Here is a 20,077-nt window from a genome sequence, read left to right on the forward strand (position 1 = left end):
CGACTACAACCACTACCCATATTTGTTCATATGTTGTTAAACGAATTTTCAGTATAGGCAAGATTTAACATAAATTCATCATTTTTATTTGATCATTATATGTATTCACCAAACCCATACAAAACATGAATCTTTCCTATAAAACTGCTTATAAAGTTGTCATATTTTTTGCTTAGTGTAGACAAGAAATATGAACGTGATAAGGTGAAAATAAAGCAATGAATAGCGTATTAACAATGGCAGTAAATGATTCACCAATAACATCTGTAAAAACAACACAACCTCTTATTGCATTATATTGTGGCTCACGAGCAGGAAATAACCCGATTTATCGCGAAAAGGCAATTGAGTTAGCCAGCGGAATTGCTGAACAAGGTTTTGGTTTGGTCTACGGCGGTGCCAGCATTGGTCTAATGGGACAAGTTGCAGAAAGCGTACTTGCGCATGGTGGAGAAGCTGTAGGTGTCATTCCTGAATTTATGCTTGATTATGAAGTGGCTCATGCAGGATTGACCGAACTGCATGTGGTCGAAACCATGCATGAACGTAAAGCCATGATGGCAGAGCGTGCGAGTGCTTTTATCGCACTACCTGGTGGTTTGGGAACATTCGAAGAAATTTTGGAAATTGCGACGTGGGGTCAACTCAATCAGCATCAAAAACCCATGATTTTATATAACGTAAATGGTTTTTATAATGCATTAATTGCTCAGTTAGACCATGCTGTACAAGAAGGCTTCCTCCCTCTTCAGCATCGAGCTAAATTAATTGTATGTGAAGAAATCGATCAAATTTATAACGTCATTAAAAATTTAAAAATGCCAAAAAGATTTGTTGTGTAAACTCTCCTATCTCAATAAAAAAGCGGTTCTTCCGCTTTTTTTGTTTTAACTATTTTCACGATTGCCTTCAAAAGCAATTAGATTTAGTAAAGGGGTACTCAACATTGCCTTACTCTTTTTACTTTCAATTTGTTTTACACTAAGCGAAAACGTTAATTTTCAAATGTTATGAATGCCACGCCGACTCATCAAGCTTTGCAACCTGAATATCGCCTATTGGTTCTTTTGGTTTCCATTGGCTTTTTTATGCAGGCATTAGATACAACAATTGTAAATACAGCTATTCCTGCAATGGCACATCATTTAAATGAAGATCCATTACGTATGCATAGCGTGGTGGTAGCTTATGTTTTATCTGTGGCGGCCTGTATTCCTTTAAGTGGATGGTTAGCCGACCGCTTTGGTGTTAGAAATACGTTTTTATCAGCAATTGTTATTTTTACGCTTGCATCTTTAGGTTGTGGTCTTTCTCAAAGCCTTAATGAACTTCTATTTTTCCGTGTCATTCAGGGCGTTGGGGGGGCATTATTACTCCCCGTTGGTCGTTTATCACTTTTAAAAATTATTCCCCGAACTCAGTTCCTAGCTGCCATGAGCCTTATGAGTCTGGCAGGTTTACTTGGTCCTTTGGCAGGTCCCACACTCGGAGGCTGGCTCGTTGAAGTTGCAACATGGCACTGGATTTTTCTTATTAATATTCCAATGGGTATACTCGGTATATTAATGACATTAAAAGTCATGCCAAATGTAAAAGAACCTACAGTAAAATCCTTTGATCTTATTGGTTTTGTGCTCTTAGTCGTTGCAATGATTGGCTGGTCTTTAGGTATTGAACATATTGCCTCGCCTGAATACTCCAAATGGTTCAGTATTTCACTGTTAGTGGTGGGAGTAATCGCAACGCTTTGGTATGCCTATCATTCACATACACATCAAAATGCATTATTCCGTAGCCGTCTCTTTAGAAATAAAATTTATGCGATTGGTATTTTAGGTAATTTCTTCGCCCGCTTTGGTGGTAATGCCCTACCTTTTGTTTTACCACTCATGCTACAGGTCGCTTTTGGTTTTGAGCCATTCATTGCGGGATTAATGATGATTCCGCTAGTGTTAGGCTCGCTTTTCTCCAAGCCGATTGTTAGACCGATCATTCAGAAACTGGGTTATCGTCGTTTTCTGTTAATTAACACAACTTTAGTGGGACTATGTATTGCGTCTTTTGCAATTATGACTGTCGACACCCCAACTTGGTTTAGAGCTTTACACTTCTTCTTATTTGGTACATTAAACTCATTACAATTTGTAGGAATGAATACGCTCACCTTAAAAGATTTGCCTCAGCAAGATGCGAGTAGTGGGAATAGTTTCTTATCAATGATTATGATGCTTTCAATGAGTATTGGTGTTGCGCTAGCAGGTACACTCATCAATGTATTTACCAATTACTATGGTACAGCCCATGTAACAACAGCGTTCCATGTCACCCTTATTTGTTTAGGTTGTATTAATGTCATTACTGCGCTTATCTTTTGGCAAATTCCAAAAAATACACCTGTGTAAGCAGTTGCATTTTTAGCATGGTTTATATTTCTTAAATCACGCTATGATGTGGGCTTCATATCAATACTGAGTTTTGCATGACCAAGCTGGCAAAAACCTTTTCTGCACCACGCTACAATACCCTAATTGGGATTGTTTTAGCTTGTGTTATGGGGGTTCTAACTTACTTCGGTCTGTTCTACCAACAAAAAGCAATCGCTCAAGATTACCCTGTTCAAGGCTTTGATATTTCTCATCATCAAGACGATATCAACTGGAAAAAAATATCCCAAAAAAAATTCCAATTTGTTTATTTAAAAGCAACTGAAGGCGGTGATTATAAAGACCCAAAATTTCAAGAAAACTGGCTAAAAGCACGCGAACATGGATTTCATGTCGGGGCTTATCATTTTTATCGTTTATGCCGTGATGGTAAAACACAAGCTGAAAATTTTATTGCCACTGTGCCCAACAAGACCGATGCCCTTCCCCCTGTTATTGATTTGGAATATGACGGCAACTGTATTAATGCGCACACTAAAGAACAACTACTTAAAGAAATAGGCATCATGCATGACCGCTTAAAACAGCATTATGGTAAACAGCCTATCTTTTATATTTCCAAAACTTTTTACCACATTGTATTAATAGGTAGTTTCCCTAATACACCTCTGTGGGTCAGAGATTACGAAGGAAAACCTGAGCTTAAAGACAAAAGAAAATGGCTCTTTTGGCAACATAGTAATCAAGGTAAAATTGAAGGTATGACCAAGCCAGTAGACTTAAATGTTTATGAGGGTTCAGTCAAAGAATGGCACCAATTTTTACAGCAGCAAGGCATCGTGAAAGCACAATAATATGCGCAAAATCATTCATATCGATATGGATGCCTTTTATGCATCGGTCGAATTGCGAGAACGTCCTGATCTAAAGCATCTGCCCGTCGTTATATCTTCACATCATCCGCGCGCTGTTATTGCGGCAGCTTCTTATCCTGCTCGTGAGTTTGGTTTACGCTCTGCTATGTCTATGAGCCAAGCAAGAAAACTATGTCCTCACGTTGTTATTATTGAACCTAATTTTGAAAAATATCGTGCTATCTCGGCTCAAATTCATAGTATCTTTCAACAATACACCACTCTTATTGAACCTTTATCTTTAGATGAAGCCTACCTCGATGTTACTGAAAATTTAAAACAAATCGCGAGTGCAACCGAAGTGGCCATGCATATTCGGGAAGATATTTTTAGGCTAACAGGACTGACTGCCTCGGCTGGTGTAGCACCCAATAAATTCTTGGCAAAAGTCGCATCTGACTGGAATAAACCGAATGGCCTGTTTGTGATAAAGCCCTCTCAGGTGGCCAGTTTCATTCAAGACTTGCCCTTAAAAAAAATTCCGGGGGTCGGTAAAGTTACCCAAGAAAAACTCCAACAGCTTGAGTTACATACGCTGGGTGACTTACAAAAAATTGAAGAAGCTCTTTTAGTTCACCACTTTGGTAAATATGGGCAACAGCTTTATTTATATGCCCAAGGCATCGACAACCGCCCTGTTCAAGCTGAACGTGCTCGTCAGCAAATTTCAAAAGAAACCACATTTGATAGTGACTTTACTTTAGCCCAGTGCCAACCCTACTGGCATGGCCTAGCCGAAAAAGTCTGGCAAAGTTTAGAGAAAAAGCAACTTAATGCTCGTGGTGTAAATATTAAGCTCAAACTTAAGAATTTCCAGACTTTGCAACACAGTAAAAGTTTTAAGAACCCAATTCATTCTCAACAAGACCTGATTCAAGTTTTATTCTTACTTTTAAATGAGATGCATATTCCCGAAAACTTCCAATTTCGGCTGATTGGTATTGGAGTTTATCAATTACAGACCAAAGCTGACGACTTTCAGTTGTCATTATGGTAAGTGTTGTTTTTTTATACAAAAGAACAACTTTTAAACAAAATCTATTCCCTTTTGCTCAAAGTTTGAAGTAATCTAATCAGCGCATATTCATTACCCATGTATTTGCAACATGTCAAAAACAACCTTTATTTTTGGCATATCGTCCTGTGATTGGCGCGACGACCAAATCCGAATATTACAGGGCACTTAAAATACATGGAGCTTGCCCATCCTTATAAATCACAACAATAATCTACCCAAATTCTTTTGCACTTGCTTGCACCTGCCTACTAACTCTTCATAAAATCGAACTATTCCATAAAGAAACTTTAGAGCATTTTTATGACGGTAAAACGCTTACACGTGACTTCAAGATATTGTGAAGTGGCGATTTCGGGTAATTTGGTTCATTTAGCAGGACAGCTCGCTGATGATACCAGCGTGGACATTACAGCGCAGACCCAACAAACTTTAGACAATATTGATCGCTTACTTGCTGAAGCTGGTACGGACAAGAGTCATATTCTTTCTGTCATGATTTTTCTAAAAGATATTGAAACGGATTATGCGGCTATGAATGCTGTATGGGATGCATGGATTAGCAAAGAGCATCCGCCTGCTCGTACTTGTGTGGAGTCTAAACTTTATGCACCTGATGTACTGGTAGAAATGACTGTCGTTGCAGTACTTCCTTAATTCTCTTTGATTTTAATTAATAAAAAAACTGAGCAATATTGATTAAGATAGTGCTCAGTTTTTTATGTTTTTAGAAATTTTAATTTCAGCATTTTATTCAAATCTTCTTTAATGAGCCCTAAAATTAAATTGCTATAACATCTAGTTATAACTTTTAAGACTTCACGAAAGCATTTGAAATTCTCTCTAACTGAGGTGTGGCAGGTAAAGTTGCCATCTCCGATTCAGGAGTTAATAAATCTCTTCTTAAGTCATGATAATCAGGCACACTGCTATAACGAAGTACACGATACCCTGCAAGTTGTAATAAACGGCGCTCATATTGCTGATGTGCTCGACGTAGCCCATTTTCCTCAAGCATAACCACCACAAAAACCTGATAATTTTGATCAAGTACAACAAAGTCAGCCGTCATATTCTGATATTTGCGGCGAGTATGAGCATATTTAGTCGTTAATAAGGCATCAAATGAAACATGAGCTAATACAGTAAATTTAGGCAATACTGTTTGTAAGCGGGTTAGTGTCATTTGTTCATGACTACTTAACACGGCGCGACGCTTTAAAGCACTGTCTTGTTGGTGCTTTCTTGAGAGACTTTTCACTGCCATCACGACAGTCAAAAAGAGTAATAAGATCGTAATTAAATAGTACATGGGTCCAATCCTTTAAGTTTTTTATAATGATTTTGCTAGATCACGCTTTGTTTTAATTGATAACGACATAGCCGTTTTTTTAAAAGGTTCACTTAGTAATTTCACTTGTAGTTATCAAGCTTGGCTTAAATTTAGCCACCCTCACATTATTTATAATCATAGAGTCAGCAACAATCAAGTGCAGTTCGTCAGATTTTTAGAATTTATCATTTTTCATTACATTTTTTAGGTTAAAAATTCTCAAAAATCTCACTATACGATTTAAATCCCCTCTTCAAAAATAAAAAAGGCTCTGTTTAAGAGCCTTTTTTATCATTATCCACGAGCTTTGGATTTTGGTTTACTTTTGCCACCAAATGGTCTCTTCTCACCTGTTTCACGAGGAGGTAAACCCGTATGTTGGGTAAGTACCTGACCTTTTTGTGGACGCTTGTGATTTGAATGATTATTCGTTTGCTGGTTATTTCGTTTAACTGAGTCCCCTGCTGTAGACGAATTTTTCTTACGGGCAGATTTATATTCCCCTTCAGTACCTTTTGGCTGATAAGTCGGAATTAAATGCTGCTTTGAATTACCAATTAAATCGGCACGGCCCATTTCTTTTAAGGCTTCACGAAGTAATGGCCAGTTATTTGGATCATGGTAACGTAAGAATGCTTTATGCAAACGACGACGTTTTTCACCTTTTACAATATCAACTTTTTCAGTATAGCGAGCGACTTTAGCAAGCGGGTTTTTACCCGAATAATACATCGTTGTTGCAGTTGCCATTGGTGAAGGATAGAAAGTCTGTACCTGATCGGCACGGAAACCATTCTTTTTCAACCAAATAGCAAGGTGCATCATGTCATAATCTGAAGTACCCGGATGCGCAGCAATAAAGTAAGGAATTAGATATTGCTCTTTTCCTGCTTCTTTACTGAAACGATCAAACATTTGTTTAAAACGATCATACGTACCAATACCCGGTTTCATCATCTTAGATAGCGGGCCTTGCTCAGTATGTTCAGGAGCAATTTTTAAATAACCACCCACGTGGTGTTGCACCAGCTCTTTGACATATTCAGGGTTCAATACTGCAAGGTCATAACGTAAACCTGAACCAATCAGAATCTTCTTCACACCTTTAATTTCGCGCGCTTTACGGTAAAGCTGCACTAATGGCGCATGATCGGTATGCAAGTTTTGACAAACGCCCGGATAAACACAAGAAGGTTTACGACAGTTCTTCTCAATTTCTGGGTCTTTACAGTGCAAACGGTACATGTTTGCCGTTGGGCCACCTAAGTCTGAAATAATACCTGTGAAGTTTGGTGCTGTATCACGGATTTTTTCAATCTCACGTAAGATTGAATCTTCCGAACGGTTTTGAATAATACGACCTTCATGTTCTGTAATTGAACAGAACGTACAACCACCAAAACAGCCACGCATAATGTTGACCGAGAATTTGATCATATCAAATGCAGGAAAACGAGCATCACCATAAGTAGGATGTGGCAACCGTGCATAAGGTAAATCAAATACATAATCCATTTCCTCAGTCGTTAGAGGAATTGGAGGTGGGTTAATCCAGACATCACGTTCACCATGGCGTTGCACCAATGCACGGGCATTACCGGGATTAGTTTCAAGGTGCAAAATACGGTTTGCATGCGCATAAAGCACTTGATCATTTGCCACTTCTTCAAAAGAAGGTAAACGAATGACCGCTAACTCTCGTGGTGGTAATTTGTGTTTAATTGCTTTTGATTGCGCAGGCTTTAGTTGAACAATTTGAGTGTCGTCATCTAGTTTATCGCCTTCACGTACAATCGGATTTGCAACAATCTCTTTTTGGAAATTTTGATATTGAGCTAAAGAGTTACCTTTTTCTTTCTCAACCTCACAGCCATCAATATCTTCAGTCATGACATAAGGGTTAATAATTGGATCAACACGCCCAATCGTATCTACGTCATTACTGGCAATTTCAACAAATTTTGCTTTAGATGCTCTGTTATTTTTATTAATAATAAATGCTGTCCCACGAACATCTGTAATCTCGTGGATTTTTTCACCTTTAGCCAAACGGTGCATCACATCAATAATGGCACGTTCACCATTACCATACATAAGCATATCGGCTTTTGAGTCCATTAAAATTGAACGACGGACTTTGTCTGACCAATAATCATAGTGCGCAATACGACGTAAACTACCCTCAATACCACCTAATAGTACAGGTACATCTGGGAATGCTTCACGACAACGTTGGCAATATACTGTTGCAGCACGGTCAGGACGTTTATTTGGTTCATTGTTTGGAGAATAAGCATCATCCGAACGGATTTTACGATCTGCCGTATAACGGTTAATCATCGAATCCATATTACCTGCGGTTACACCCCAAGCAATCGTTGGCTTACCTAAAACGCGGAAGCTTTCAACGTTGGTCCAGTCGGGCTGCGCAATAATTCCGACGCGGAAACCTTGTGCTTCAAGTACACGCCCAATCACACCCGACACAAATGATGGGTGGTCAATATAAGCATCACCACAGACTAAAATAAAGTCACACGCATCCCAGCCGAGTTGGTCCATTTCTTCTCGTGACATCGGCAAAAATGGCGCTGGTTCAAAACACGACGCCCAATATTTGTCGTAATCAAACAGCGCTTTTGGCGCAGTTTGCATGGTATAAGCGGTAGACATGGCTTGCGAATCTCGGCTAGCAGATGAAGGAGAGACATCTAAAGATGAAAGCCGATCATTTTAACATGAATTTCATTCATTTTCCTTGTTTATAAAACATACGGAAACAATAATATAGAAATTAATTTGATTAAAGTTTATCCAATATTTTTATTCTCAGAATAAATACGACGGAATAAAATCCGCCGTAGTCTTAACATAATTTATTTATAGGTATTAGAACAAAGCTTTTGGTAAACGAATTTGAATAATCTCGTTATCATCAGCCAGTTTTGCGTTGCGTCCTGTTGAACCAGGGAAGTTATTGTCATTTAGTACCGTGAGCGTTGTACCATTTTCAATAATCACATCTTCAATGGTTTCAAACGGGAAAGCAAACACCTGTCCCGTACCAATATCCCCCGCTCTAGCTGTGCCATACAACATATTCGGGTTAGCAATTTTAATTAAATCGACTAAATCTTCACGGCTTACTAGCTGGCCTGACTCATTCAATTTAATACGAATTAATTTTTTATATCCGCCTAAATTATTCTGAGTTGCATCACGCTCAATAATAATGCCTTCTTTATCATTAAAGAGTTGGAAATCTCCAATGTTGGTTGCCTTACTATCTAGCTGGAACCAATAATATTTTCCTGTATAGGCTTTTTTCTTAATATCGAATTGAGAAATCAGTAATTGTCTTTCCGTTTCCCGAATTGATTTAATTGGCTTTTCTATAAGAGGGTAAAGATACTGCCCATCTGGTGAAATTGCCATACCTTCAAAACCACCACTTTGCTGAACTAGAGGTTCTACAAAATTAATTTGTGCTTTATTAAACTGATTTTGTGGTGAACGTAATTCTTGAGTCGGATTTAACGGATTTGGTAAAGGAATTGGGGCATCTAATAACACACCATCCGCTGAAAAATGAAGTAAATAAGGGCCAAACTCATCCCCAATCCAATAAGTGCCATCGCTAGTACGTTGCATTGACTCTGGGTCAAAATCAGCACCCGTTAATAAACGCTCAGGCGTGTTACCATTCACGATATTAAAAGGAATTAACTTGTTTGGATCACGCAATTGAATAAAGCTTTGTACAGTAACTTGCCCTGTACCTTTGGCTTTAGTTTTAAAATCAGGTTTTAATTTATAAATACGAAGCAAAAAGTCAGAAGAATTATCTTGGGTACCAAAACCATTATCGGCCATTGCCATATAGCTACCATCTTCATTTTTTAATGCAGCCGAAAAACCTTGTACAGGCTGGCCTTTAAATGGCGGATAAATTCCATTTGCACCTTTTACATATGCACCAGAGTCTGGGCCAGCAGCATAGGTTTCTACAGGCAATTTGGCAAAAGAAATTAAAGTTGGTTCGGTAACGTTTTCTGCAGGTGAAGTTTGTTCTTGATCGTTATCATCATTACATGCCGTCAATCCTAAACTGGCACAGCATAATAATGCGACTAAAGTTTTTTTGCTCATGATTTTATACATTTGGTAAAAAATTAAGCAAATTTAATCAAGCTTATATGAAGTTTTTACTTCAAAAAGATGAAATCTTTATGGCGAATATATGACAAACCCAACTATTCAATACAGTTACAAACTAAATAACTTCATCAAAAAAATTAAAGTTTTGTTGGCTGATATTCTCCAGCAATTGCTGCTTTCAAAAAATTCTGAAAGGTTGGGCATTCCATATGATTTTCGGCTGGACAGACAGCTGCATGTTGTAATCCTTGACTAATAAAATGTAATCGCTTTGCCATTTGCTCTAGCTGTTCAGCTTTATCTTTTAGTTTTTGACGGTCAAGATCAGGCCGACCATCTTGTCCAAACATAGTAGCGATCTCATTTAAAGAAAATCCGGCAGCACGTCCTAAAGCAATAAGTGCCAGTTGATCAAGCACCTGCTTACCATACTGCCGACGTAAACCTTGCCGCCCAATTGACTTAATTAACCCCTTCTCTTCATAAAAACGTAGCGTAGCTGTTGTGACTTTTGCCTTCTGAGAAACTTCACCAATATCCATAACATCCTCTTGACTTCAAGTGAACTTGAACTTGCACAATAAATTTATCACGTTTCATACGTATAAAAGGAAGGTGTAAAAATGAATACCTCCACATTATTCTTTCAAGCTTTATGTCTTGGTGTTGGTGCAACAGTTATTATGGATATATGGCTGTTAATACTAAAAATATTTAAGATCCCGACTTTAAATTTTTCCTTTCTTGGACGCTGGGTAGGTTGGATATTTCAAGGAAAACTCATCCATCAATCTATCGCTCAAAGCCCTCAAATTAAGGGTGAATATTTATTGGGCTGGATTGCTCATTATAGTGTCGGGATTATTTTTGCATTGAGCTTTCTTGTCATTGTCGGCTCAGATTGGCTCATTCATCCTCAGTTTTACTCAGCACTAATCTTTGGTGTAGTCACTGTTCTAATTCCCTTTTTTATTATGCAACCGGCCATGGGTAGTGGTTTTGCTTCGTCAAAAACCCCGCACCCTTTTCTGAACTGTCTAAAAAGTTTACTGAATCATAGCTTTTTTGGCTGTGGTTTATATCTCACTGCAAAAATATTTCAAATTTAGATAAAGAGGAAATTATCCATGAAAACTGTTGCCATTATTTACTATAGTCGCCAAGGACATACCCAATTTATTGCTCAGCAAATTCAAACTGGTATTTTAAGCCATCAAGATATTGAAGTAGATTTACTTAATGCTGAAGATCTTATCGAGAGCCCAGAAATTCTTAATCAATATGATGGCTTAATTTGGGGATCTCCTACTTATTTAGGTGGCGTATCTTCCAAATTAAAACAACTCATGGATGCAACAGGGCCATTATGGAAAAAGCAGAATTTTAAAGGAAAATTAGCAGCTGGATTTACCGTTTCCTCTCTTCCCGCTGGTGATAAACAATCGACACTAATTTCGATTTTTACCTTTTGTATGCAACACGGCATGCTCTGGGTCGGCAATCCGATTATGCCTGAGCAGCACCAAGGTATTCCTTATGCTCAAGCAGCCAACCGTCTTGGTTCATGGTCAGGCTTAATGGCTCAGGCTGAACACGGCAGTAATGCCGATAGGTTTGAGGAAGGAGATATTAAAACTGCTCAACAATTTGGAGAAAATTTTGCATTGACCTTAAGTGCTTATCAAGGAATATAAAACCATGAAAGCACAGAAACTTTTATTCCTCTTAATTTTATCGGGAATGATGTCTTTTATCGTTTCAGGTATTTCAACTTTTAAAGTAGTAGGACTCAATCATCACTTCGTTTCATTATGGGTATCAGCTTGGATTATTGCATGGATACTGGCTTTCCCAAGTGTATTGATTTGTGCTCCTGTAGCCCAGAAACTCGTTGACCTTGTATTTAAGAATGTTAAAAAAGTACGTCTGTAAGTTAAAACCTACAAAACTTGCGGTGATTTGCGGATATTCAGCTTTAGTATTATTTCATAATATATGAATCATAGAGAGACAGGATGTCTCATTAAAGAAGAATAAGAACGCAGGAAGCGGTAGTTGACAGGAGTTAGCTACATAAAGCTGAATACGAAGGAACCTCGACAGGATGTCGGGGTTTTTTCATTTCAATTATACAAAATTCTTACTTTTTAGATGTGCTGAGCAACAGAACTAATATTGATCCTATAAGTACGGCTAAATACCATCATTTTATTTGAAACTTCATTATTGGTTTTGTATTTTGCTTACCCCATCTTTAACCCAAAATCGTTTTGAACCATCACAATTACACATCCTTGGTCTGAAATTTTTCATAATTTTCTTGATGATCATAATGACAGGATGTACAAGCTTAGGCCCTAATAGTGGCTCATTTACTTGGCGTTCAAATAAGCTATCATCTGGTTTACAAAAAGCTTATTCCGTTCCACCGAGTACAGCCAATCGATTATCTCCAATGATTATTCAAAGTGCTGACAAATATAATGTTCCTCCACTTTTACTCGCGGCAGTTATCAGACAAGAGTCGAACTATAATAGTAATGCCCGCTCTCCGACTGGGGCTGTTGGTTTAACTCAAATTATTCCAAGCTATTGGCAACAAACTTGTGCTGGTAATTTGTATGATGAATCTACAAATATCCAATGTGGTGCTTATATTTTAAATCATTACTATCAAACCGCAGATAGCTGGTTTAAAGCTACAGCTTATTATAATGTTGGGCCAACAGGATATGAGAGAAGCTTCTGGACCCGTCACAAAGCGAAAAAATATGCTCGATCTATTAAGCATCATCAAAAAAATTTAAAAAGTGCTCTATAAAAAACTTAAACAAAAGCCCATCAATGGATGGGCTTTTTTATGCGATTAATTTTATTCGTCAAATAAACCTTCAAATAAGACAGAAGACAAATAACGCTCCCCACTGTCTGGCAGAATAACAACAATGGTTTTACCAGCATTTTCAGGACGTTCTGCAATTTTTGCAGCGGCTGCTAATGCAGCGCCACTTGAAATACCCACTAAAATACCTTCTTGGGTTGCACAGTTTCTCGCCCATTGAATTGCTTCTTCGCTACTCACTGGTAAGACTTCATCCACAAGGTCCAAATCAAGATTCTTTGGAATAAAGTTCGCACCAATTCCCTGAATTTTATGTGGTGCAGGTGTAATGTTTTCACCATTTTTGGTTTGAGTAATAATTGGAGACTCAGCAGGTTCAACTGCTACTGAATACAAAGGTTTATTTTGAACCTGTTCAAAGTAACGAGAAATACCTGTAATCGTACCGCCTGTACCGACGCCCGCAACTAAAATATCGACTTGCCCACCTGTAGCTTGCCAAATTTCAGGACCAGTTGTGTCTACATGAATTTGTGGATTCGCTGGGTTTTCAAATTGTTGTGGCAAGAAATAAAGATCTGGCTGTTCAGTTGCTAATCGTATAGCCTCATCAACTGCACCTTTCATACCTTTCGCGGGTTCAGTTAAAACCAAATTAGCACCTAAAGCTTTCAGTACTTTTCTACGCTCAAGGCTCATACTTGCAGGCATAGTTAAAGTTATTGGATATCCTTTTGCCGCAGCAACAAACGCCAATGCAATACCAGTATTACCACTGGTTGGCTCAACAATATGCATATCTTCTTTTAATACACCACGTTTCTCTGCATCTGCAATAAGTGCCGCTCCTATGCGGCATTTCACAGAAAATGCAGGGTTACGGCTTTCCACTTTTGCTAATACGGTTGCACCCGTTTTAATCAAACGGTTAATACGTACTAAAGGTGTATTACCAATAGCTTCGGCATTATTGGAATATACCGCGATACCTAAATTGTTGGGAGTTGGAAATTGCTGATCGGTAGACATGTTATATCCTTATTAGATTTGGAATGATTCTGAATCATTATAGGCTTGTCTAATAAACAGGAAAGTAGAAAAAGTTAAGTAATATAAAAAAATGACAGCTACATCTAAATTAGACTTAGAAAAAAAATAATAAAATTATTAGACCATTCTAACTACCAAACCTCACCCTCTCGCCATTCTGCGCAAATACTATCGCCCTGTGAGCGATACAATAGTAGATCTTTAATAGGAATACTTAAAGGATATAGCATAATTTCATAGTCATCAGTCAGATAAGTAGATGTATCTTGTTTGATGTACAAATCTCCCCACCAAGTAGTCCAACCTAATTTTTTATAAAACGCTTCATCTTCTGGTTGTAATGCAGCAAGTCCATATTGCAAGTCCGTTAATGCTTCAACTAAATATTTTAATAATTGTGATGCAAGCCCCTTACCTCTCATGGTGTAATCAGTGGTCACATACTCTACATAAGCAGTTTTTACATCGCAGCTACCATTTATAGTAAAAACTCTATCCGTCCATAAGGCATGTGAAACAATTTGATCATCTAATATACCCACGATATGAAATGCTTTTTGCATGAAAGCATATTGGCTCCAAGGATCTTCATCAAAAGCAGAAAAACATAACTCAGCAATCTGATGACGTTGATTTTTATCTAGATCTTGGGCTGCGATAATTTTGAACTGCATAGATGAAAACTCAAATTTAATTATTTATAGATTAAGCAAAGATTGGAATATTATGAAATGTTTTTTATTACATTGAACTAAGACCCTATATCTCTGAAGCACGGCAACCGTGCAAATCTGATTTTTAGTTATGTGTTTTCACTTTATACCGCGCAATAAAAAACACCCCAAGCTCTTTTGAGATTGGGGTGTTTAGAATAATGAGCTGGCGATGACTTACTCTCACATGGGTAACCCCACACTACCATCAGCGCTAAGAGGTTTCACTTCTGAGTTCGGGAAGGGATCAGGTGGTTCACTCTTGCTATGGTCGCCAGCACAACTGTTTATGGATACTTGCTTTGGTCTTATTGACTGCCGAAGCGTTTTCCAAATCTTTACAGATTGGGCTGATTGAATCTGACTGTGTTCATTTTATCTAGTGGAATAACTAAATCAAGTTGCTTTGTAGATTTATGAATCGATTGATGCTTTATATACAACTGCTTGGGTGTTGTATAGTCAAGCCTCACGAGCAATTAGTATTGGTCAGCTTCACATATCACTATGCTTCCACATCCAACCTATCAACGTCCTAGTCTCGAACGGCTCTTTAGAGGAATAAATTCCTAGGGAAATCTTATCTTGAGGTAGGCTTCCCGCTTAGATGCTTTCAGCGGTTATCCCTTCCGAACATAGCTACCCGGCGATGCGACTGGCGTCACAACCGGTACACCAGAGGTTCGTCCACTCTGGTCCTCTCGTACTAGGAGCAGATCCTCTCAAATTTCCAGCGCCCACGGTAGATAGGGACCGAACTGTCTCACGACGTTCTAAACCCAGCTCGCGTACCTCTTTAAATGGCGAACAGCCATACCCTTGGGACCTGCTTCAGCCCCAGGATGAGATGAGCCGACATCGAGGTGCCAAACACCGCCGTCGATATGAACTCTTGGGCGGTATCAGCCTGTTATCCCCAGAGTACCTTTTATCCGTTGAGCGATGGCCCTTCCATACAGAACCACCGGATCACTAAGACCTACTTTCGTACCTGCTCGACTTGTGGGTCTCGCAGTTAAGCGCGCTTTTGCCTTTATACTCTACGCGTGATTTCCGACCACGCTGAGCGCACCTTCGTACTCCTCCGTTACTCTTTAGGAGGAGACCGCCCCAGTCAAACTACCCACCAGACACGGTCCTCGTCCCGGATAACGGGACAGAGTTAGAACCTCAACATTACCAGGGTGGTATTTCAAGGACGGCTCCATTGGAACTAGCGTTCCAACTTCAAAGCCTCCCACCTATCCTACACAAGTAAGGTCAAAGTTCAGTGTCAAGCTGCAGTAAAGGTTCACGGGGTCTTTCCGTCTAGCCGCGGGTACACTGCATCTTCACAGCGATTTCGATTTCACTGAGCCTCTGCTGGAGACAGCGCCGCCATCATTATGCCATTCGTGCAGGTCGGAACTTACCCGACAAGGAATTTCGCTACCTTAGGACCGTTATAGTTACGGCCGCCGTTTACTGGGGCTTCGATCAAGAGCTTCGCTTACGCTAACCCCATCAATTAACCTTCCAGCACCGGGCAGGCATCACACCCTATACGTCCACTTTCGTGTTTGCAGAGTGCTATGTTTTTAATAAACAGTTGCAGCGGCCTGGTTTCTGCGGCTGTCATCAGCTCAGGAAGCAAGTTCCATCACCAACAACAGCGTACCTTCTCCCGAAGTTACGGTACCATTTTGCCTAGTTCCTTCAGCAGAGTTCTCTCAAGCGCCTTGGTCTACTCGACCTGACCACCTGTGTCGGTTTCGGGTACGATTCCTGTGTAACTGAAGCTTAGAGACTTTTCCTGGAAGCATGGTATCAGCCACTTCGCTGTACAAGTACAGCTTGCTATCGGATCTCAGTATAGAGTACCCCGGATTTGCCTAAGATACATACCTACATCCTTCCACCTGGACAACCAACGCCAGGCTGACTTAACCTTCTCCGTCCTCTCATCGCATTACACAGAAGTATTGGAATATTAACCAATTTCCCATCGACTACGCCTTTCGGCCTCGCCTTAGGGGTCGACTCACCCAGCCCCGATTAACGTTGGACTGGAACCCTTGGTCTTTCGGCGAACGGGTTTTTCACCCGTTTTGTCGTTACTCACGTCAGCATTCGCACTTCTGATACCTCCAGCATACTTCTCAATACACCTTCATCGGCTTACAGAACGCTCCCCTACCACTTGACTAATGTCAAATCCGCAGCTTCGGCACATAGTTTTAGCCCCGTTACATCTTCCGCGCAGGCCGACTCGACTAGTGAGCTATTACGCTTTCTTTAAAGGGTGGCTGCTTCTAAGCCAACCTCCTAGCTGTCTATGCCTTCCCACATCGTTTCCCACTTAACTATGATTTTGGGGCCTTAGCTGGCGGTCTGGATTGTTTTCCTCTTGACTACGGACGTTAGCACCCGCAGTCTGTCTCCCGGATAGTACTCATAGGTATTCGGAGTTTGCATCGGTTTGGTAAGTCGGGATGACCCCCTAGCCGAAACAGTGCTCTACCCCCTATGGTATTCGTCCGAGGCGCTACCTAAATAGCTTTCGGGGAGAACCAGCTATCACCAGGCTTGATTAGCCTTTCACCCCTATCCACAAGTCATCCCCTGGCTTTTCAACGACAGTGGGTTCGGTCCTCCAGTTAGTGTTACCCAACCTTCAACCTGCTCATGGATAGATCGCCTGGTTTCGGGTCTATACCCAGCAACTAAACGCCCTATTAAGACTCGATTTCTCTACGGCTCCCCTATACGGTTAACCTCGCTACTGAATATAAGTCGCTGACCCATTATACAAAAGGTACGCAGTCACACCACGAAGGTGCTCCCACTGCTTGTATGCATGCGGTTTCAGGATCTATTTCACTCCCCTCACAGGGGTTCTTTTCGCCTTTCCCTCACGGTACTGGTTCACTATCGGTCAGTCAGGAGTATTTAGCCTTGGAGGATGGTCCCCCCATATTCAGACAAGGTTTCACGTGCCTCGCCCTACTCGTCATCATTATGTGTGCCCTTTCGTGTACGGGAATATCACCCTCTACGTTCGCACTTCCCAGAGCGTTCCACTAAAACACACATAACTTAATGGGCTGATCCCCGTTCGCTCGCCGCTACTGAGGGAATCTCAATTGATTTCTTTTCCTAAGGGTACTGAGATGTTTCACTTCCCCTCGTTCGCCTTGCAACACTATGTATTCATGTTGCAATACCTACCTTAAAGTAGGTGGGTTTCCCCATTCAGACATCTCCGGATCAAAGGATATTTGCCGCCTCCCCGGAGCTTTTCGCAGGCTATCACGTCTTTCATCGCCTCTGACTGCCAAGGCATCCACCACATGCACTTAATTACTTGACTATACAACCCCAAACAGTCGACGTTACCTACAAGTTAGTAACTTCAACATTTTAGTTTAGAGCACTGTGTATTTAAACACTGTACAGCTTCAATCTAAATTCATATACCAAAACGCTTGATTCAGTTAATTTGCTAGTTCTCAATTCATTCAGATTAATTGCTTAATCTAAACTCTTGAGTGAACAATTTATTTCAGACTCAATTTTGCCAATCTGTTAATGAATAAACATGCCTTCGTCAGGTCATGCTTAATACCGTGATACTTAAATCACAGAAGTTAATAAACCAAGATCGAAATCTCTATTTACTAATTTCTGTAATCCGAACTTATCTTAAGTTCTGGTGGAGACTAGGAGAGTCGAACTCCTGACCTCCTGCGTGCAAAGCAGGCGCTCTACCAACTAAGCTAAGTCCCCAGCTTACATCATCAGTCATGTATCTTTTATCTATAACTTTAACCAGTCAAAGTCATGGTGGGTCTGACAAGACTTGAACTTGTGACCCCACGCTTATCAAGCGTGTGCTCTAACCAACTGAGCTACAGACCCTCAGATACATCTATGAAGAACAACTTGTTGTGGATTCTTACCAATCGTCAATCTTTCGTTAAGGAGGTGATCCAGCCGCAGGTTCCCCTACGGCTACCTTGTTACGACTTCACCCCAGTCATCGGCCACACCGTGGTAACCGCCCTCTTTGCAGTTAGGCTAGCTACTTCTGGTGCAACAAACTCCCATGGTGTGACGGGCGGTGTGTACAAGGCCCGGGAACGTATTCACCGCGGCATTCTGATCCGCGATTACTAGCGATTCCGACTTCATGGAGTCGAGTTGCAGACTCCAATCCGGACTACGATCGGCTTTTTGAGATTAGCATCACATCGCTGTGTAGCAACCCTTTGTACCGACCATTGTAGCACGTGTGTAGCCCTGGCCGTAAGGGCCATGATGACTTGACGTCGTCCCCGCCTTCCTCCAGTTTGTCACTGGCAGTATCCTTAAAGTTCCCGACATTACTCGCTGGCAAATAAGGAAAAGGGTTGCGCTCGTTGCGGGACTTAACCCAACATCTCACGACACGAGCTGACGACAGCCATGCAGCACCTGTATGTAAGTTCCCGAAGGCACCAATCCATCTCTGGAAAGTTCTTACTATGTCAAGGCCAGGTAAGGTTCTTCGCGTTGCATCGAATTAAACCACATGCTCCACCGCTTGTGCGGGCCCCCGTCAATTCATTTGAGTTTTAGTCTTGCGACCGTACTCCCCAGGCGGTCTACTTATCGCGTTAGCTGCGCCACTAAAGCCTCAAAGGCCCCAACGGCTAGTAGACATCGTTTACGGCATGGACTACCAGGGTATCTAATCCTGTTTGCTCCCCATGCTTTCGCACCTCAGCGTCAGTGTTAGGCCAGATGGCTGCCTTCGCCATCGGTATTCCTCCAGATCTCTACGCATTTCACCGCTACACCTGGAATTCTACCATCCTCTCCCACACTCTAGCTAACCAGTATCGAATGCAATTCCCAAGTTAAGCTCGGGGATTTCACATTTGACTTAATTAGCCGCCTACGCGCGCTTTACGCCCAGTAAATCCGATTAACGCTTGCACCCTCTGTATTACCGCGGCTGCTGGCACAGAGTTAGCCGGTGCTTATTCTGCGAGTAACGTCCACTATCTCTAGGTATTATCTAAAGTAGCCTCCTCCTCGCTTAAAGTGCTTTACAACCATAAGGCCTTCTTCACACACGCGGCATGGCTGGATCAGGCTTGCGCCCATTGTCCAATATTCCCCACTGCTGCCTCCCGTAGGAGTCTGGGCCGTGTCTCAGTCCCAGTGTGGCGGATCATCCTCTCAGACCCGCTACAGATCGTCGCCTTGGTAGGCCTTTACCCCACCAACTAGCTAATCCGACTTAGGCTCATCTATTAGCGCAAGGTCCGAAGATCCCCTGCTTTCTCCCGTAGGACGTATGCGGTATTAGCATCCCTTTCGAGATGTTGTCCCCCACTAATAGGCAGATTCCTAAGCATTACTCACCCGTCCGCCGCTAGGTCCAGTAGCAAGCTACCTTTCCCCGCTCGACTTGCATGTGTTAAGCCTGCCGCCAGCGTTCAATCTGAGCCATGATCAAACTCTTCAGTTAAAATCATTTTGCACCTTATTTATAGACAAGGTGCCAATTCTGGCTCATCAATTACTGACTTAAATTTCGCTCAAATAAACTTCGAGTAATTTAAACCAATCAATCAATGAAAATTATTTCGATTAATCAATCAGTAAAAATCCACACAAGTTGTTCTTCAATTCTCTTAATGAT

At 40.8% G+C, this 20,077-nt stretch carries 15 protein-coding genes, 2 tRNA genes and 3 rRNA genes; 9 read left to right on the forward strand and 11 right to left on the reverse strand.

Annotated features, from left to right (window positions below; genetic code table 11):
- The first annotated feature begins 218 nt into the window (after positions 1 to 218).
- From J671_RS10495 to J671_RS10515, 5 genes are all read left to right on the forward strand, one after another.
- Positions 219 to 842 (forward strand): TIGR00730 family Rossman fold protein, encoded by a 624-nt coding sequence (locus J671_RS10495; RefSeq protein ID WP_001089658.1) that lies wholly within the window; start codon positions 219 to 221, stop codon positions 840 to 842.
- A 168-nt stretch (positions 843 to 1,010) separates the two neighbouring features.
- Complete coding sequence (gene mdtD / locus J671_RS10500; RefSeq protein WP_006581192.1) at positions 1,011 to 2,402, forward strand: multidrug transporter subunit MdtD; 1,392 nt, start codon at positions 1,011 to 1,013, stop codon at positions 2,400 to 2,402.
- Between the two features lie 77 nt (positions 2,403 to 2,479).
- Positions 2,480 to 3,238 (forward strand): GH25 family lysozyme, encoded by a 759-nt coding sequence (locus J671_RS10505; RefSeq protein ID WP_004883694.1) that lies wholly within the window; start codon positions 2,480 to 2,482, stop codon positions 3,236 to 3,238.
- Position 3,239: 1 nt separating this feature from the next.
- On the forward strand, positions 3,240 to 4,295 hold the full coding sequence (dinB, locus tag J671_RS10510) for a DNA polymerase IV (protein ID WP_031982196.1): 1,056 nt from the start codon (positions 3,240 to 3,242) through the stop codon (positions 4,293 to 4,295).
- 321 nt (positions 4,296 to 4,616) lie between these two features.
- Positions 4,617 to 4,970, forward strand: a complete 354-nt coding sequence (locus tag J671_RS10515) for a RidA family protein (RefSeq protein ID WP_004711002.1) — start codon at positions 4,617 to 4,619, stop codon at positions 4,968 to 4,970.
- A 154-nt stretch (positions 4,971 to 5,124) separates the two neighbouring features.
- Here J671_RS10515 and J671_RS10520 read toward each other — a convergent pair whose 3' ends face one another.
- The 4 genes from J671_RS10520 to J671_RS10535 form a co-directional block, all read right to left on the reverse strand.
- Entirely contained in the window at positions 5,125 to 5,625 is a 501-nt protein-coding gene (locus tag J671_RS10520; RefSeq protein ID WP_002048972.1) for a DUF2726 domain-containing protein, read from the reverse strand.
- A 315-nt stretch (positions 5,626 to 5,940) separates the two neighbouring features.
- The gene (locus J671_RS10525; protein WP_004711003.1) at positions 5,941 to 8,319 is read right to left on the reverse strand and encodes a YgiQ family radical SAM protein; all 2,379 of its coding nucleotides are present in this window, start codon (positions 8,317 to 8,319) and stop codon (positions 5,941 to 5,943) included.
- Between the two features lie 216 nt (positions 8,320 to 8,535).
- Positions 8,536 to 9,795 carry an esterase-like activity of phytase family protein gene (locus J671_RS10530; RefSeq protein ID WP_009505540.1) on the reverse strand — a complete coding sequence of 420 codons (1,260 nt, stop codon included), beginning with the start codon at positions 9,793 to 9,795 and terminating at the stop codon, positions 8,536 to 8,538.
- Positions 9,796 to 9,941: 146 nt separating this feature from the next.
- Positions 9,942 to 10,346 carry a helix-turn-helix domain-containing protein gene (locus J671_RS10535; protein ID WP_031982198.1) on the reverse strand — a complete coding sequence of 135 codons (405 nt, stop codon included), beginning with the start codon at positions 10,344 to 10,346 and terminating at the stop codon, positions 9,942 to 9,944.
- An 81-nt stretch (positions 10,347 to 10,427) separates the two neighbouring features.
- Between J671_RS10535 and J671_RS10540 the strand changes: the two genes are divergently transcribed.
- The 4 genes from J671_RS10540 (at position 10,428) to J671_RS10555 (ending at position 12,625) form a co-directional block, all read left to right on the forward strand.
- A complete protein-coding gene (locus tag J671_RS10540) occupies positions 10,428 to 10,913 on the forward strand; it encodes a DUF2938 domain-containing protein (protein WP_031982199.1) in 486 nt (161 codons plus the stop codon).
- 18 nt (positions 10,914 to 10,931) lie between these two features.
- The gene (locus J671_RS10545) at positions 10,932 to 11,498 is read left to right on the forward strand and encodes a flavodoxin family protein (RefSeq protein WP_031982200.1); all 567 of its coding nucleotides are present in this window, start codon (positions 10,932 to 10,934) and stop codon (positions 11,496 to 11,498) included.
- A gap of 4 nt (positions 11,499 to 11,502) precedes the next feature.
- Positions 11,503 to 11,736, forward strand: a complete 234-nt coding sequence (locus tag J671_RS10550) for a DUF2798 domain-containing protein (RefSeq protein WP_031982202.1) — start codon at positions 11,503 to 11,505, stop codon at positions 11,734 to 11,736.
- Positions 11,737 to 12,016: 280 nt separating this feature from the next.
- Entirely contained in the window at positions 12,017 to 12,625 is a 609-nt protein-coding gene (locus J671_RS10555) for a lytic transglycosylase domain-containing protein (protein ID WP_006581200.1), read from the forward strand.
- A 51-nt stretch (positions 12,626 to 12,676) separates the two neighbouring features.
- Here J671_RS10555 and cysK read toward each other — a convergent pair whose 3' ends face one another.
- The 7 genes from cysK to J671_RS10590 all read right to left on the reverse strand — a co-directional run bounded on the left by cysK (position 12,677) and on the right by J671_RS10590 (position 19,903).
- Positions 12,677 to 13,675, reverse strand: a complete 999-nt coding sequence (cysK, locus tag J671_RS10560) for a cysteine synthase A (RefSeq protein ID WP_031982204.1) — start codon at positions 13,673 to 13,675, stop codon at positions 12,677 to 12,679.
- Positions 13,676 to 13,827: 152 nt separating this feature from the next.
- Positions 13,828 to 14,370 carry a GNAT family N-acetyltransferase gene (locus tag J671_RS10565; protein WP_031982205.1) on the reverse strand — a complete coding sequence of 181 codons (543 nt, stop codon included), beginning with the start codon at positions 14,368 to 14,370 and terminating at the stop codon, positions 13,828 to 13,830.
- Between the two features lie 203 nt (positions 14,371 to 14,573).
- A 5S ribosomal RNA gene (gene rrf, locus J671_RS10570) occupies positions 14,574 to 14,688 on the reverse strand.
- Between the two features lie 179 nt (positions 14,689 to 14,867).
- Positions 14,868 to 17,758 (reverse strand): 23S ribosomal RNA (locus J671_RS10575).
- A gap of 340 nt (positions 17,759 to 18,098) precedes the next feature.
- Positions 18,099 to 18,174 (reverse strand) — tRNA-Ala (locus J671_RS10580).
- A gap of 55 nt (positions 18,175 to 18,229) precedes the next feature.
- Positions 18,230 to 18,306: transfer RNA gene (locus tag J671_RS10585), tRNA-Ile, on the reverse strand.
- A gap of 59 nt (positions 18,307 to 18,365) precedes the next feature.
- A 16S ribosomal RNA gene (locus J671_RS10590) occupies positions 18,366 to 19,903 on the reverse strand.
- The 16S, 23S and 5S rRNA genes sit together here with 2 tRNA genes alongside, the layout of an rRNA operon.
- Between the last annotated feature and the right edge of the window lie 174 nt (positions 19,904 to 20,077).

It is taken from the genome of Acinetobacter sp. 1130196, from assembly GCF_000588095.1.
GTDB lineage: Bacteria > Pseudomonadota > Gammaproteobacteria > Pseudomonadales > Moraxellaceae > Acinetobacter > Acinetobacter nosocomialis.

Excerpts from the sequence above, each read along its gene's own strand:
- J671_RS10495 (WP_001089658.1), top strand. The coding sequence starts at position 219 with ATGAATAGCGTATTAACAATGGCAGTAAATGATTCACCAATAACATCT.
- mdtD (WP_006581192.1), top strand. The coding sequence starts at position 1,011 with ATGAATGCCACGCCGACTCATCAAGCTTTGCAACCTGAATATCGCCTA.
- J671_RS10505 (WP_004883694.1), top strand. The coding sequence starts at position 2,480 with ATGACCAAGCTGGCAAAAACCTTTTCTGCACCACGCTACAATACCCTA.
- dinB (WP_031982196.1), top strand. The coding sequence starts at position 3,240 with ATGCGCAAAATCATTCATATCGATATGGATGCCTTTTATGCATCGGTC.
- J671_RS10515 (WP_004711002.1), top strand. The coding sequence starts at position 4,617 with ATGACGGTAAAACGCTTACACGTGACTTCAAGATATTGTGAAGTGGCG.
- J671_RS10520 (WP_002048972.1), bottom strand. The coding sequence starts at position 5,625 with ATGTACTATTTAATTACGATCTTATTACTCTTTTTGACTGTCGTGATG.
- J671_RS10525 (WP_004711003.1), bottom strand. The coding sequence starts at position 8,319 with ATGTCTACCGCTTATACCATGCAAACTGCGCCAAAAGCGCTGTTTGAT.
- J671_RS10530 (WP_009505540.1), bottom strand. The coding sequence starts at position 9,795 with ATGAGCAAAAAAACTTTAGTCGCATTATTATGCTGTGCCAGTTTAGGA.
- J671_RS10535 (WP_031982198.1), bottom strand. The coding sequence starts at position 10,346 with ATGGATATTGGTGAAGTTTCTCAGAAGGCAAAAGTCACAACAGCTACG.
- J671_RS10540 (WP_031982199.1), top strand. The coding sequence starts at position 10,428 with ATGAATACCTCCACATTATTCTTTCAAGCTTTATGTCTTGGTGTTGGT.
- J671_RS10545 (WP_031982200.1), top strand. The coding sequence starts at position 10,932 with ATGAAAACTGTTGCCATTATTTACTATAGTCGCCAAGGACATACCCAA.
- J671_RS10550 (WP_031982202.1), top strand. The coding sequence starts at position 11,503 with ATGAAAGCACAGAAACTTTTATTCCTCTTAATTTTATCGGGAATGATG.
- cysK (WP_031982204.1), bottom strand. The coding sequence starts at position 13,675 with ATGTCTACCGATCAGCAATTTCCAACTCCCAACAATTTAGGTATCGCG.
- J671_RS10565 (WP_031982205.1), bottom strand. The coding sequence starts at position 14,370 with ATGCAGTTCAAAATTATCGCAGCCCAAGATCTAGATAAAAATCAACGT.